The sequence below is a fragment of the Pedobacter hiemivivus genome (assembly GCF_004331685.1).
In the GTDB taxonomy this organism is placed as follows: Bacteria; Bacteroidota; Bacteroidia; order Sphingobacteriales; family Sphingobacteriaceae; genus Pedobacter; species Pedobacter hiemivivus.
Window position 1 is genome coordinate 63,075 of sequence record NZ_SJSM01000002.1, and the last position, 16,034, is coordinate 79,108.

The window sequence follows — 16,034 nt, forward strand, 5'->3', positions numbered from 1 at the left end:
CCTTTTTATTTATTTGATTACCAATTGACTGTTGTCTACTTTTTTAGGTTTTAAAGCCTGTAATGTCATCATCAGCTTTTGAAGATTCGCTTTTTGAATTTCACCTTTTAAGGTAACTACTCCATCAGAAACGGTTGCAACTACAGTAGGGAAGTCTTTGGTCGCATCTTTAACCGCTGTGGTCAAGGCATCATCTGCAGCAACCACAACAGGACCTGCTGGAGGAGCGGCAACTGTAATGTTGTTTACAACAGATTTTACCCCCATAACACTGGCAGTTGTTTTGTCTAATGTTTGTTTGCTTGTTTCATCAGTAACTTGTCCACTAAGTGTGGCAACTCCTTTTTCAACTGATACTGTAACACCGGAGGCCATTGTATTTGCTTGTATTGCGGTTTCAATGGCGGCTTTTAGATCTGCATCTTTTGGTTTGCTTTTGCAACCAGTTAAGGCGGCCGTCAGTACACAGAGTACCATTAAGGCAGCAATCATTTTGTTCATCGTGTTTTTCATAGTTAAATTAATTTGTTTTTAGTGGTTCAGAAGCTCTTCAGGTTTAGACGGAACACTCCATATAAGTTCATAATAGTTTTAGGAGTGATTTTGTTTTTACTAATGATAATTAAGTAATATTTTATCTGGAATGAGGTGCTTGAATCGAATTGAAGGAATGATGGCTTAAAATTATATTTTGTTGAACACGTTTTTGAGTTCCTCTACAAAATATTGTATTGGTTTTTATTGTCAAAAATGCGTTGTCAACCGAATATTGCTGAGGTCGGGTTATTGTTGAAGTCGCTTTATAGATTTGCTATGATTAAGGGTAAATAAAAGCGGGCAGATTTGATATGAGACCATTAAAAATAGCGCAAAGTATAACAAATCGTAATGACGATAGTGTTTCCAGGTATCTTATGGAAATCGCTCAGATTGACCTGCTTGAAAAGGCTGAAGAGGTGAATTTGGCAATAAAGGTTAAAAACGGAGACCAGATTGCCTTGGAAAAACTGATCAAAACAAATCTTCGTTTTGTGGTTTCAGTAGCAAAACAATATCAAAATAATGGATTAAATCTTGCTGATTTGATTAGTGAAGGAAACATAGGTTTAATAAGAGCTGCGAAACGGTTTGATCATACCAAAGGGTTTAAATTTATCTCTTTTGCAGTGTATTGGATTAGGCAATGTATTCTTCAGGCAATAACAGAGCAAAAGCGGACTGTAAGGTTGTCCGGTAATCAGATTTATGATATGAGTAGGGTTTCGAAAGCTTCAATTAAACTGGAGCAAATGTTAGAACGGGAGCCGACACTAACAGAACTTGCAGATGCTCTTAAGTCAACTGAAGAAAAAATTGCAGATGTTTTATATCATGGTGGGATATCGGTATCCGTTGATATGCAAACAGGTCCACATACTGAATCGACACTTCTGGATACTTTGATCAATCAAAATTCTACCTGTCCCAGCGCACAATTGTTTAAAGATTCTTTGACAAAAGATCTGATCAGAGCTATAGATGCCTTACCTGAAAAACAGAAGCTGGTTTTAAAGTATTGTTATGGTCTTGATAATTTTCCCGAATTGGCTCATGAAGATATTGGTTTTAAAATAGGTTTAACTTCTGAGCGGGTGAGGCAGTTGAGGTACAAAGGGATCGAATCGTTAAAAGCAATTTGTAAGCTCAACAATATGACAGACTATTTTAATGAAACTATATGAATTTATAGTTGTTATAGAAGGAACGCTTTCATGGTTATCTTGATGAGATTAATGCAAAAGGCGTACATAAATAAAAACCGCACATTTTCATGTGCGGTTTTTTGTTTCTCTTTAGAAGATTAGATGCTAATTATTTTGACCAGCGTCTGTTTCCGCCACCATTAGGAGTTTTCTTGGCACCACTTAAGTTAGGTTGACGTTCGGTTCTTTCCGGACGAGCACCTCTTTCAGGGCGTGCGCCTCTTGAAGGTTTTACTTTTCCTTTCGACTTTGCTGCTGCGGCACCCGACATTAGGCTTTGCCAACTCATCGCATAAGGATGGTCTTCCGATACCGGAATCTTTAAACCAATCAATTTCTCAATATCATCTAAGAATTCCTTTTCTTCTGGATCACAGAATGAAAAAGCAGTACCGCTTAATCCTGCACGGCCAGTACGGCCAATACGGTGTACATAAGTTTCTGGAATGTTAGGCAATTCGTAATTGATTACGTGGGCCAGCTCATCCACATCAATACCACGGGCAGCGATGTCTGTAGCTACTAAAATTCTCGTAGTTTTCGCTTTGAAATTAGTCAATGCCCGTTGTCTGGCATTTTGTGATTTATTTCCATGTATGGCTTCTGCTTTTATACCAACCTTAATCAGATCCTTAACAATACGGTCTGATCCATGTTTAGTACGAGCAAATACCAAAGCTGTTTCTATAGTTTTATCTTTTAGGATATGCAGTAACAAGCCTTTTTTATCATTCTTCTCTACAAAGAAAATTTGTTGTTGAATCTTTTCGGCAGTAGAGGATACTGGCGTTACTTCTACTTTAATTGGATCAGTAAGAATGGTATTTGCCAACGTCTGTATTTCTTTAGGCATAGTAGCCGAGAAAAATAGTGTTTGTCTCTTAGCTGGCAATTTGGCAATTACTTTCTTCACGTCATGGATAAAGCCCATGTCGAGCATTCTATCTGCTTCATCTAATACAAAGATTTCTATGTCACGTAAATTTACAAAGCCCTGGTTCATTAGATCTAATAATCTCCCTGGGGTAGCCACCAAAATGTCTACACCTCTGTGCAGTGCATCAGTTTGTGCTTTTTGTCCAACACCACCAAAGATTACCAAATGTTTTAACGGAAGGTTTCTGCCATAGGCTTTAAAACTCTCTTCAATTTGAATGGCAAGCTCACGAGTTGGTGTTAATATCAAAGCCTTGATGGCTTTATGAACCTTCGTGTTGGTGTGTGGTTTACTTAACAATTGCAGCATAGGTATAGCAAAAGCAGCAGTTTTACCTGTTCCTGTTTGCGCGCAGCCTAATAAATCTCTGCCTTGTAATATAGATGGAATGGATTGTTCTTGTATTGGGGTAGGTTGTGTATAACCTTCTGTTTGCAGCGCATTTAAAATAGGCTCAATCAGATTTAATTCGTTGAATAACAATGTTTTTTTATTTTAATGTAAAATATATAGAAACAAAAGATTCTTGTTTCGCTGCAAAGGTACACATAACTTTCGGCTTTTACTTATGGGGTACTTTTACACGATAAATGTGCATTTGTTGAAATTTTATGGTTGATTCACATGCATATTCGCTTAAATTTGTAAACTACTCAATTACATCATGGCAGAACCGAATTATAACGAAGATAGTATACGCTCCCTCGACTGGAAGGAACACATTAGATTACGTCCCGGTATGTACATTGGAAAACTAGGCGATGGATCAGCTCAGGACGATGGCATTTATGTATTGCTGAAAGAGATTGTCGACAATTCTATTGATGAATTTGTAATGGGATCTGGCCGTACTATAGAAATTACTGTTTCCGACCAGAAGGTAAATGTTCGCGATTATGGACGAGGTATTCCATTGGGTAAAGTAATTGATTGTGTCTCTAAAATTAATACCGGTGGTAAGTATGATAGTAAGGCCTTTCAAAAATCAGTAGGATTGAATGGAGTAGGTACCAAGGCAGTAAACGCATTGTCTACAAACTTTATGGTGCAATCTTACCGTGATAACAAAACAAAAAAAGTAGAATTTTCTAAAGGCGAGATTGTCTTAGAAAATGACATCATAGATACTACACAGCGTAACGGTACTGCCATTACTTTTTACCCTGATGAAACCATTTTTAGAAACTACCATTACATTACAGATTTTGTAGAAAGCATGATCTGGAATTATGTGTTCCTAAATGCTGGTTTAACCATTAACTTTAATGGGCAAAAGTATTTTTCTGAAAGAGGGCTTTACGATCTGTTGCATAAACATGCAGATGTAGAAAGTATACGTTACCCAATTATTCACCTTATAGGGAATGATATTGAGATTGCGATGACTCACGGTCAGCAATATGGTGAAGATTACCACTCTTTCGTAAATGGTCAGCATACCACACAGGGTGGTACACACCAGGCTGCTTTTAGAGAGGCTGTGGTAAAAACTATTCGTGAGTTTTATAAAAAAGAGTATGATGCTTCAGATATCAGGTCATCTATCATTGCCGCGATTTCGGTGCGCGTGCAGGAGCCTGTATTCGAATCGCAAACTAAAACCAAACTGGGTTCACAAAATATGGGGCCAGATGGGCCATCGGTAAGAACTTTTATCAACGATTTTGTTAAGAAAGAACTGGATGATTATCTGCATAAACATTCTGATGTAGCTGACGCTTTGTTGAAAAGAATCCTACAATCTGAACGCGAGCGTAAGGATATTGCTGGTATAAAAAAACTGGCAAACGACAGGGCGAAGAAAGCTTCGTTACATAATAAAAAACTAAGAGATTGTAAGGTTCACTTTAACAGTACCCATGATAAACGCTATGAAACGACCTTGTTTATTACGGAGGGAGATTCGGCTTCGGGCTCTATCACTAAATCAAGGGATGTAGATTGTCAGGCGGTTTTCAGTCTAAAAGGAAAGCCTTTAAACTGCTATGAGCTGACCAAAAAGGTAGTTTACGAAAACGAAGAATTTAACCTTTTGCAACATGCTTTAAATATTGAAGATGGACTGGATGGTTTGCATTATAACAATATTGTAATTGCTACCGATGCCGATGTGGATGGTATGCACATCAGGTTGCTAATGATGACCTTCTTTTTGCAGTTTTTCCCGGATTTGGTTCGTTCAGGACATGTGTATATTTTGCAAACGCCTTTATTTAGAGTGCGTAACAAAAAAGAAACCATTTACTGTTACAGTGATGACGAGCGCAAAAAAGCCATATTGAAACTAGGTAATAAGCCAGAAATCACACGATTTAAAGGTTTGGGCGAGATCTCTCCAGATGAGTTTGGATTGTTTATCGGTAAAGATATTAGGCTGGACCCAGTGATTCTTAAAGATCAAACCATAAAAAGTTTGTTGGAGTACTATATGGGTAAAAATACACCCGATAGACAACAGCATATCATCAGAAATCTAAGAATAGAGAAAGATGAGGTAGATGATATGGCAATAATAGCTGATCCTGTTGATACAGACGGGATTGAAGACGCAGCAGAGCTGGCTTAATTTTTAAGGTCCTAATAGGCGAATTGTAAATTTTTTGATTTATACTTGTATTCTGATCGATCCCCTTTGATAGAATAGTTTACTAGTTCTGCAGCTTGGCTGTGGTAAATTAAAAACTTTATGCCTCTTAGTGCCACAAAAAGATCGCCAATACGCTATTATCTAACTGTATTTTTAATACTGATTTTATTCCTTTTTGCATTTTTTTTATTTCTGAGATTCAGCAAAATGAATGCGCTGAAGCGCAATATTGCTGAACTGGTAAAGATTAAGGAAGATTATTCGAAAGTAGACAGTTGTATTTATACATTGTACCAAGCCGAGAATAACTCACGTTTGTATGCGGTAACAGCCGATAGGGAGTACATTAAGAAATTCTCTTTGCAGATTCAAAAAGTATCTACCTTTTTGACGGAACTCAATATCAATGTTGATGATAATGTGTTAACTCCTGATTTTAACCGACTGATTAAACAGAAGAAGTTAAAGACTGAAAGCTATTTAAAACTGAGAAAACTTACAGACAGTTTGGTAATTGGGTTTTCGCAGTTAGGCCTTGTTGAAAGGGAGGTCGCCGATAAAATTGAACTTCCGGCAGCAAAGAAGCAGTTTAAAACAGTCACTAGCTTTGATACGATTAGACATCAGCCCCTTCCTGAAAAAAAATTCTTTGGACGACTTGCAGCGGCCTTTGCTGGGAAGAATAAGAAAAAGGACACTTCTCTTACCATTATTAAAACGGAGAAAAATACAGTCGTAAATCAAGATGTAAGAAGTTTTAATAAGGAGCAGCTTAAAAGGATAGAAGACTATTATAAGAAATTGTATGCCAATGCCAACAAGTTAAAGAGTGATGAAAAGGCGATCCTGATGTTAAATAGTAAACTGGTATCGGAGATCATTTCTATTTTGCAGACCTTCAAAAAGGAAGAAATTGGTTATATTATGGATACCAGGAATTTGCTTAGTGAGGAGCTTCTCGAAGAAATTAAGGAGCTGGATTGGATATCGATGATCAATGTATTGTTATTGGTTAGTTTGGTGATCATCATTCTATATAACATTATTAAACTTTATAAAAACGAAAAGGTGCTCATTATGTTAGGCAAACGTGCCTCACAAGATTCCCATTCAAAAAGTCGTTTTCTAGCCAATATGAGTCACGAAATACGAACTCCGCTCAATTCGGTAGTTGGTTTCTCAGAACAGCTAAGTAAAAGTGAGCTTACCAACGAGCAAATCGATCAGGTTGATGCCATCCGTAATTCATCGGAGATGTTGCTGGCACTTGTAAATGAGATTCTTGACTTTTCTAAATATGAAGTTGGAAAGATAAATCTTGAAAATGAGCCTTTCCATCCGGAAAATGAGATCATGGAAGTGTTTAACGGTATGAATGTGCTTGCTGTCAATAAGAATCTTCTATTGGAGGATAAAGTGTCTATCGAAAAAGATGTTTGCTTGTTGGGTGATCGTTTGCGGTTAAAGCAGTTGGTGATGAATCTGCTAACTAATGCCATTAAGTTTACGGCAAGTGGTAAGGTAACCCTAAAAGTTAATTTAGTTATGCATGGCAAAAAACATGGGGTATTAAAAGTCCATGTTGAGGATACAGGGATTGGGATTGCGGCGGAGGATTTGGAGTTTATTTTTGATGAATTTGCACAAGTATACTCTACCACTAAGCAGGGAACGGGCTTAGGCCTTGCTATTTGTAAAAAAATAGTAGAGCTGCAAGGGGGTAAAATTGACGTAAGTAGCGTTCTTGGCAAAGGCTCTATATTCAGTTTTGAAATTCCTTACGAGATCACTAAGGTGAAGGAAGTAAAGGTTGTAAAGGCTGAAGAGGTGCCGATTAGCAAAAAGTTGACAGGCAAGAATATTTTATTGGTAGACGATAATAAGATGAATGTGTTGCTTGCCCAAACTGTGCTGAAAAAATGGGAGATGGGCTTTGATTGCGCTTATGACGGTAAAGAAGCATTGGAGTTGTTTAAAAAGAACAATTACGACCTCATTCTTACTGATATTCAAATGCCAATAATGGGGGGCGTAGAGCTTACCCATGAGGTGAGATACAATGGCGACTTCGGCAAATCTAGAATTCCAATTTTGGGGATAACGGCCCATGTACTACAGGAAGATAGAGATGCCTATTTAAAAGCTGGAATGAATGATCTGGTCTTAAAACCATTTCTTGAACAGGAACTCATCGATAAGATCAGTAAATATATATAACCTTATATTTTAGTGTCTTCCGGATGTTGTGGAGGTAAGGTGTCGACATCTTTTTCAACCACGACAATCTTAGTATGTACCGCATATTTACTCGGTGTAATCCCTTTTGCATAACGTTCGGCATAAGCTTGTGTAAATTCGGCACCGAAGTAAAGAATGATGGCTGTATAATAAACCCAAAGCAAGATTACAATTAATGAACTTGCTGCCCCAAATGCAGAACCCGGGTTACCCTCTACGATATAGATCCCTATTAGATACTTACCTAAACCAAACAGTAATGCCGTAAATAAGGCGCCTATAATTGCAGGTTTCCATTTTAGTTTTACATCGGGCAATACCTTGAAAATAATGGTAAAAACAGCTGTTACTGCAGCTAGCGTTATCGCGTTGTTTAATATGTTGATTAACAAGGTGGTTGTGTCATCTACAGCAGGTAGGTATTTGGCAATTTTGCTGGAGGAGATGAGGTAGCCTAGTTTATCACCAATGGCAACTACGATACTGTTGATAACCAGAGAAACCAGTAGTAGGAAACCCAAAGAAACAATTAAAGAGAAAGATAGGAGCCTGTTGATGAGCAACTTTTTCCATCCTTTTTTCGGGACCGCCTTTACCTTCCAAATCAGGTTGATGCTATCTTGAATTTCAATAAAAATAGCGGTAGCACCAACTACTAACGTAACGATACCGATGATTAGTCCGAGGGTACTTTTTCCAGTGGTATTGGCATTGGTTACAAACGTTTGGATCTGGGCTGTGGCTTCTGGACCAACGAGTTCAGTGATTTCTGAGAAGAGTTCTTTTTTAGGGTTCAGTTTTGTGCTGTCAGAATCTGGGACATCGCCCAAGAATAAACTGGCAGCAGAAATGACGATGATGATAAGTGGTGTAAGGGAGAAAATGGTATAATAAGCGAGGGCTGCACTCAATTTCATTACGCGGTCTTCTATAAAGCCCTTTCCGGCAGCGATAAATAAATGTGCAGTTGCTTTAATAAAGTGTTTAACTTTTTTTAAAAATGTCATATTAAAAAGGATATCCTATTCCAATGTTATAAACTAAATTTTCTTTACGCCAGGTGTTGTTGCCAAAATCAATTTGGTCAAATACCCAACGTTTACCTTCTTCATTGTACGGTTTGCGGATAGGGAAGGCTACATCTAGACGAATGACGAAGATTGTTGCATCAATACGAAGTCCAACTCCTGTACCTACAGCAAGCTCCTTTAATGCGTTTTTTAATTCAAAACCTGATCCGACGCGTCCGACAGTTGCAGGAAGATTACCAATAGCTGGACTCCCTTTATCTTCCTTTCTGAGCCATATATTACCTGCATCGACAAAGGTAGCACCATATAAACGACCATATAGTTTAAATCGTAGTTCCGAACTGATTAAGGCTTTAATGTCTCCGCTTTGATCAATATAGTTGCCGTTAGCAACCAATGGATCATTTTTATAGTAGTAGGTTCCGGGGCCAATGGATCTTGCTGCCCAAGCCCTGATATCGTTGGTTCCGCCGGCAAAGAATTGACGTACAAAAGGTAGTGTCGTCTGACCGCCGTAGGCATAACCATAGCCTAGATCTATACGATTAGCCCAGATTACATTCTTTGTGATTTTATAATAATTTCTGAAATCGGCCTCTAAACGAATAAATTGGTTCAGCTCCAGACCGGCAATAACTTTGGCTCCTCTATCATTTTTGCCTGCAAACAAACCCCATACATTTCCACCAGTTTCCAGGGTACCATTGAAATAGATGTTATTTCTTCTGAAGTCTTCAAATTGATTGGTGTAGGTGAAGCCATAAGTACTTCCAATAATGAACTGTTTTTCCAGTACATTTTTTAAGCCCGGGGTTACCTTTAATATACTATCTATTTCTGTTTGTACTGAGGTTAACAGTGAAGAGGTAACATAGTTTACAGATATTGGGTTAAATGAATGTTCTTTGTATTTGTTTTCGTTCCACTTGTAACCAAATTGAGTTTTGAAGGAGTTGATGTCATACAAAGAACCTCTGTGCAGTAGTTGGTAAGAAAGTGAAGCTATTGTTTTAGGAATAAAAGCATTGGTGGTATTGATCCCTTTAAACGGAGTGATAAACCTTGGGAAAGTGAGTTTACTCTCCAGTGTAAGTGAGTAAGAGTTTAAAGCTTTAGATTGTCCGCCTACCTGACTTTCAAAGCCCCCACTTGCACTTACATCCAGTTGTTCTGCTCCCTTGAATACATTACGTGTAGTTTGGGTCAGTTTCAATTCTGAGCCGACAAAGTTGTTTGATTTACTGGTTCCGGTAACAGAAAAAGAAAGGGAGTTTTTCTTTAAAGGTGTCAGGTAAATATTTAAATCCAGTTGATTGTTTTTAAAGCTGTCGAGTGGTATAAACTCGGCCTTTACAGCCTGGAATGCACCAATATTAACCATTCGGTTTAACGATTGATTATGATCTCTTCTATTGTACAACTCATCTTTTTTAAAGAAAACGAGACGATTAAATAGTGGAGCTTTAAAAGTCTTCCTGGGATCATAGATTCTAAAGTCATTATAAATCTCAGGGCTTGCTGTTCTTAAGGCACTGTCTCTCCTTAAGCTATAGTTTGGAAAGATGTTGATATGATTAATCGTATAAGGTTTTAAGCTTGCGTCGGGGGCTATATCTTTAACTTTTAAACGGATATCTACACTATTCTTGCCAATGGTACTGTCTACCTGTAAAATCAGATAATCGGGGCTAAAGTAGAAGTAGCCCTGTTCTTTTAGGTCGTTGTCTATGCGGTCTCGTTCGTTTTTAAAAACGTCTAAGTCGTAGTTGTCGCCGACTTTTAATAAACTGTTGGCTTTGTTGTTATTGATAATTGTTGCAATACCCGAGCTGTCATTAGGGAATAAAACACTGTTGATTTTGTAGCGTGGACCGGTTTCCGCGGTATAAACAGCTTTGCCTTTTTTTCCTTTAATGACGGTATCGCCCACAACATCCGATTGCAAATAACCCTGACTAATTAGATAGCTTTTTAATACCGCATTGTTGTAAGGGATTTTTACTTCGCTTAATAATACGGGTGGCTCGCCCATTTTGGTGCGCAACCAATGTTTAAAACCTTTTTTCTTTGTCGTTTCTCCTGCAAGATTATAAAAACCCAATTTGTATTTAATTCCCAAAAAAGACTTGTTGGGTTGGGGTCTGGTTTTATCCAGAAGTATTTCTTTTACTTCTTTTTGATCCGTAATTTTTACTGCCGAATCGGGATTGATATTTATTTCTGCACCCGTATATAGATATTGCCCCGGCTTCAAACTTTTTGTTGTGCTGCAGGAAGCCCAAATTAAACAGGCAAGTATAAGTAAGTTGGATTTAATTAGTCTTGTCATTTTTAGGCTGTTCTTCTTGTCTTAATCGCTGTTCCTCTTGTCTTGCTCTTTGCTTTTTAGAGAAACTTCTAAATACCTCTCTAAATTTATTGTAATCTACCACCAGTGCAAAACCTACACCGGTTTCTATAATTTCGCCTTCAATTACACCTTCATTCTGGTTGCGCCTGTAGGCTCTCAATCTGTATTTTCCATCCTTAGATAGCAGATATTCTATGTTTACATTACCTGCAATATTAGCGGAGTTTTTTCCTGCGTTTTGTCCTTCTAAACCAAATGAACTGCCTACGGTTACAATCAACCTGTCACTTAGCAGTTTTTTAGATAAGCCTATTTCCAGATCTGTTTTGTTTTGAAGCTGACCGCTAGAGTAATCCTCGGATGAATTAATTCCGAAGTTAATATCTACTCCTTTTATCAAGTCAGAAGCCAATTTGTTCAATTGATCGGAAAGCAAATTACTTACACTCGATCGTGCGTAGTTAGTAATAAGCCCATTGCCTCCCCCTGCCAGACTTTGGAAAGGATTCTCAGTTATAAAACGTTCTAAAACTAATAAAGCAAATACTTGCTTATTTAGCTCGCCTTCATCATTATTTACTTGTTGAAGCTTTCCATATACAGATCCACCCAATGCTCCTCTTTCATTTTCAGGTAAATCGATTTTAAATTTAATAATTGGTTTTAGCAATTCACCGGTCATCATCAGATATACCTGGAAAGGAAGCTTTGTTTTAGACGTAGGGTCATCCGGAGTATTGAGTAAGTCCATGGGAGCCGCATTTACCTCAATTAAGGCTGTTAAATCAACATTGGCGCTGGTTGGTTCTCCTGTCCATATAATGCTACTACCTTGCTGAAATTTAAATTCTTTTTTAACCGGGCCTACAGATAAGTTATAGCTTCCACTTAATACATTGTATTTGCCCGTTAAGCTGGTTTTTCCACTTGGGTCCATTGTGGCAGCAAGCGTCGCCTCTCCTTTAACGTTTAGGTTATCCCCATTTGCCGGATCTACCACAATATTTAATTCTGCACCAGGATCTATAGTAATTGTGGCACTCAGGTTAATTCCTTTGATTGGCGCTTTACTAATTGAATCGGCTACGGAAAGTGCTTTTTTGCCATTGGCAGGGGGAGCATTAAAATCAACGAATTGAACAATTCCTTCCTGGTCTATAATTGTGGGGTCATCAGGAGGCATGGCGAAGAAGAACTTTGTCTTATCTTCCACCTTAACTGTCATGTTTACATCCGGTTGGTTTAAATCACCACGCACCTTAATGTTGCTGGTTAAATAAACGGTTCCATAGATCATTTCATTATCTTGAGCAGTAGAATTTAGGGCCCTGAAGTTGTTGGTCCTAATGTCCATATTAAACTTAAAGTCGCGGTAATTGGTGGTTAAAATGCCGCCTGTAATTACAGCTTTTTGGTTCAAGGAATCAAGGATCGTAAACCTATTGAAATCAATGCCTGTATCGGTAAATTTAATGGTTTCATTAGGCATGCGGAAGTAAGAATTTACATAAGCAACGTTAAAACCGGCTTGGTTAAATTTTACATCTCCAAGTATTTTAGGTGCATCAAGAGCGCCTTTAATAGAAAGCTCTCCGCTTACGGTTCCGGTTCCATTTTTAATTTGTCCCATTGATAGGCTCTGAACGGCTTTCAGGTCTATCTTGTCGATATTTAAAGTCATATCGAGCGCACTCTGGGGAGCCGTGTAATAGAAGCCACTAGCCCTTAACTCATGTGTCCCTGATAAGGCAATGTTGGTTTCATAAGCATTTTCGGTGTTGTTGTTTACCGCAATGCGCAAAGTTCCAAGCATATCCTTTTGGTAACGAAGCTGGTCCACGGTTAGGTTGGCCTCAAATTTAGGTGTCCCGGTAAGGTCTTTTACATTTACTGTTCCATTAATGGCTCCACCGGCCAAAGCACTGTCGGCTTCTGCAAACCTGGTTAATGTTTCTATCCTGAAATCTTTAAATTCAACTTTAAGCGGAGCATTTGGTGTATTGCTTTCGCTGTTGATGCTGAGTAGTTGTCCACCGTTACTTAGGTTAAATTGATTGGCAAGTATACCCGATGCCCCAAATTGTAGGTAGTTCTGAGGCGATACAGTCCATTTTTCATAGTTCAATCGTACCTTTTGAGGATCGAAGCTAAATCTAAAATCCTTATCAATAGATTTGAATATACCCCCTAATACATACTTGTCCTTCCGTTTACTATCGCGCAAGTAGATATTCAAATCCAGATCGTTGTTAACGGCAGTGCCGCTAATTTCATTGTTAAAGAAGGATAACGATGGGCTTTGAAAACTTTTAATAGTTAGCTTATAATTTAGTTTCTGATCCGTATTGTTGATGTTTAATCGGGTACTATCTACGCGATAGCTACCATAAACCGCCTGTGGAAATACAGCGTTCATTACCAAACTATCTTTTTTTGTGTCCAGTAGACCATTCATCCTGGAAGGGGCGAAGGTGCTCAATTCTGGCACAAGATTTTTTAAGATCTTCGGGTTGTAGAAGTTTACATAAAATCTAAATCTTTGATCAGGGATTTTAGTGACCGTACCAAACTGATAATATTTATTAATCTGATTGATCACCGCGCTTGCCAAATTGGTGATCTGGTATTTACCATCAATCTTTGCTCTTAAAAACTCAGATTTTAAGGTAAGGAGGTTGTGGTCGGCAGAAGCCTCTGAATGTACAATGATCGTGTCTACATTAAAACGTTGACCTTCTTTAACCAATTGCAAGCTGTTTACTGTAATGTCGCCATTTAGGTAATCCGGGTCGGCAGTTTGTATATCGGCTTTAATTAAACCTGCAAGCTTAAATTCTGTAGTACTAAAGTTAAGTTTTTGTAGGTCTATTTGTTTTAGATTGGCATTGGTCTTTACTGCTGGGTATTTACGTGATAGATCTACATGCGCAGTCAATTCGAAATTGGCGTTGCTATCTGCCATATTGCTTTTTAAATCCAGCTTTTGTTGTTTGTAAGTGCCGCTTAGGTTTAAGTTCCGGTAGTTGTATTTGTTATAATAAGCATTGACCACTTGTCCATTTATTATGGCTGAAGCTTTTTTAGGATCGAGGCCTGTTCCTTTAACATTTGCTTTTACAGTGATTTTACCTAGTTGAGGTTCCATTTTTAATAGGCGGCCCACATTAAAATTATTTAGATCAATGTTGGCGGTATAGCTTTCTCTTCCTTTGGGACCTTTCATATTGGCCAATAGTTTGGCTGATCCCATGTCGGTATTGATGTTGAAACCAGTGTTGAAATTGGTCATGGATCCTGTAAACTTACCGGTTGCATTAATCGCATTTGGTAGGGTGATGTTGGCCGGTAGTGTTTTTTTAGGAATTACAACGAGCAGGTCATTTTTAGTTAAAGAGAAGCGTTTGATGTTTAGATCAAGTATAGTTTTATTTACATCCGGCAAGCCTTTTATCGTTCCATTGACATCAATGTGTGTGCTTTTTAAGCCGTCAACCTGCAATTTTGGAATCACAAGGTTATTCATATATCCACGAGCCTGTGCAGTCACTTTTAGCTTCTCATTTCGATAGTTTTCGGGGATGGCATCGCTAAAATAGCCCGCGTCCTTTAAACCTATGGTGGTATTTTTTACCTGCATATAGATTTTCACCCTTTCAGGATGTTTGGTCAGGTCTTCCATAGCCGTATAGTCCAGCTGGGTATTGTTTTCAATGCTGGTATTTGGAGTCTTCAACACCAGGTTGTTTACCTTTGTCTGCTTTTGAGTATAAGCCACATCTCCTTGTAATTTCGACAACTCGAAACCACTTTTTTCTTTAAAGCTACCTGATTTTACATTAACGAGGATGCCGGCGTCACTATAGGACAGTTTTTCGGCTTGTAAGCCAAGTTTTTTTATATTCAGGTGGTTAAAGTCCATTCCTTTGGCTGGTTTCTCAGCCAGGTTATCAAACTTTATATTGTTGTCTGCCAGACTTAGTTTTTTTGCCAGAAAGGCAATTCCGGGAGCTGTAGGAGCTGATGTTGTTTTTTGAGGTATTTTAGTGGGGGTAGCTGGTTTAAATGCAAATGCTACATCCGATTGGTTTAGTTTTGCTTCATCCAACTGGTATTTGTTGTGGTTTACATCAGCAATCAGTTTGGTTAAGGAGAATTCCTTAAGGTTAACCTGTGCACGCATATCCGAGGTTGAAGTTTTAAAATCAACTTTACTGTCATTGATTTTTGCATCTTCAATCTTATATTGATTGTTGGTAAGATCGATAAACAGTTTAGTTAATGTTAGGTTATTTAAATCAAGGTCGGCGCTAGTTTTCGAAAGCCTGTCGTCAAAACCTATATTAACCTTATTGAATGCAAAGTCTTGTATTTCAACAAGTGGCAATTTGCCTGATTCGGTTTTTGCAGTATCAATGCTATTTGCGATTTGCGTCTGCAACTGTGTTAAGGGTTTTTGCTGCAGATATTTAACAGAAGTGTTGTTTAAGGACAGTTTTTGGATTACATAATGCTGATTATCCAGATCGAAATCTTTAATGTTTGCTTTAAATTCCCCAAGGTTCAGCTTCATGTCATTACCGGCAACATCATCCCGATAAACAATACCAATATCTTCCAGATTAATTTTACTGATCGAAAATTTTAAAGTGGAAGTGGTATCTTTCTGAACTTCGGTTTCCGGTTTTGTCTGTTCGGATAAGAAAGCGTCTACTAAAAAGGAAAAATTAAATGTTGTATCAGGATGAATACGCGTCACATTTGCCCGTATTTTTTGTAAACCGATGTAGTTTACTTCAATTTTGTTGTTTAGTAACTCGTACAAGCTAATGTTAACAGCTAGTTTTTGTGCATAAACTAGAGTGTCGCCTTTTTTATCTTCAATGTAGAATTTGTTAAGGACAATGTCATTGGGTAAATCTAGTCCGATGCTTTCTAACCTAATTTCAGTCTTTGTCTTGCCTTTAAGGTAGTTAACGGCAATATCTTTAACGAAATTTTGTACAATAGGAATTTTTAAGGAAAGCATAACCAGTACGAGCAACAAAATAACGCTTGCTACAATCCAGAGTAAAACTTTAAGACTTATTCGTATATATTTATTCAATTGAGCAGTATTGAAAGTTTATGTATGGTCAACTTCACCAAAATC

The 16,034-nt window shown here is 38.0% G+C and carries 8 protein-coding genes; 3 read left to right on the forward strand and 5 right to left on the reverse strand.

Annotated elements, in window-relative coordinates; translation table 11 throughout:
- Positions 1-9: 9 nt before the first annotated feature.
- A complete protein-coding gene (locus EZ444_RS03540) occupies positions 10-513 on the reverse strand; it encodes a BON domain-containing protein (RefSeq protein WP_131607356.1) in 504 nt (167 codons plus the stop codon).
- Between the two features lie 335 nt (positions 514-848).
- Between EZ444_RS03540 and EZ444_RS03545 the strand changes: the two genes are divergently transcribed.
- Positions 849-1,721, forward strand: coding sequence for a sigma-70 family RNA polymerase sigma factor (locus EZ444_RS03545; protein WP_131607357.1), 873 nt, complete (start codon positions 849-851; stop codon positions 1,719-1,721).
- Between the two features lie 130 nt (positions 1,722-1,851).
- On the opposite strand, the gene EZ444_RS03550 is transcribed toward EZ444_RS03545, so the two are convergent.
- Positions 1,852-3,162 (reverse strand): DEAD/DEAH box helicase, encoded by a 1,311-nt coding sequence (locus EZ444_RS03550; RefSeq protein ID WP_131607358.1) that lies wholly within the window; start codon positions 3,160-3,162, stop codon positions 1,852-1,854.
- Positions 3,163-3,343: 181 nt separating this feature from the next.
- Here EZ444_RS03550 and EZ444_RS03555 point away from each other — a divergent pair, with 181 nt between their 5' ends.
- Positions 3,344-5,245: a DNA topoisomerase IV subunit B gene (locus EZ444_RS03555; RefSeq protein ID WP_131607359.1), complete on the forward strand. Its 1,902-nt coding sequence runs from the start codon at positions 3,344-3,346 to the stop codon at positions 5,243-5,245.
- A 228-nt stretch (positions 5,246-5,473) separates the two neighbouring features.
- Positions 5,474-7,483, forward strand: a complete 2,010-nt coding sequence (locus EZ444_RS03560) for an ATP-binding protein (protein WP_165503516.1) — start codon at positions 5,474-5,476, stop codon at positions 7,481-7,483.
- Positions 7,484-7,485: 2 nt separating this feature from the next.
- Here the strand turns inward: EZ444_RS03560 and EZ444_RS03565 are convergent, their stop codons facing one another.
- From EZ444_RS03565 to EZ444_RS03575, 3 genes are read right to left on the reverse strand one after another with little or no spacing between them, the layout of a single operon-like run.
- Entirely contained in the window at positions 7,486-8,511 is a 1,026-nt protein-coding gene (locus tag EZ444_RS03565; RefSeq protein WP_131607361.1) for a YihY/virulence factor BrkB family protein, read from the reverse strand.
- Position 8,512: 1 nt separating this feature from the next.
- Positions 8,513-10,864, reverse strand: coding sequence for a translocation and assembly module lipoprotein TamL (gene tamL / locus EZ444_RS03570; RefSeq protein WP_131607362.1), 2,352 nt, complete (start codon positions 10,862-10,864; stop codon positions 8,513-8,515).
- The gene (locus EZ444_RS03575; protein ID WP_131607363.1) at positions 10,848-15,989 is read right to left on the reverse strand and encodes a translocation/assembly module TamB domain-containing protein; all 5,142 of its coding nucleotides are present in this window, start codon (positions 15,987-15,989) and stop codon (positions 10,848-10,850) included. The genes tamL and EZ444_RS03575 overlap by 17 nt, the downstream gene beginning before the upstream one ends.
- Between the last annotated feature and the right edge of the window lie 45 nt (positions 15,990-16,034).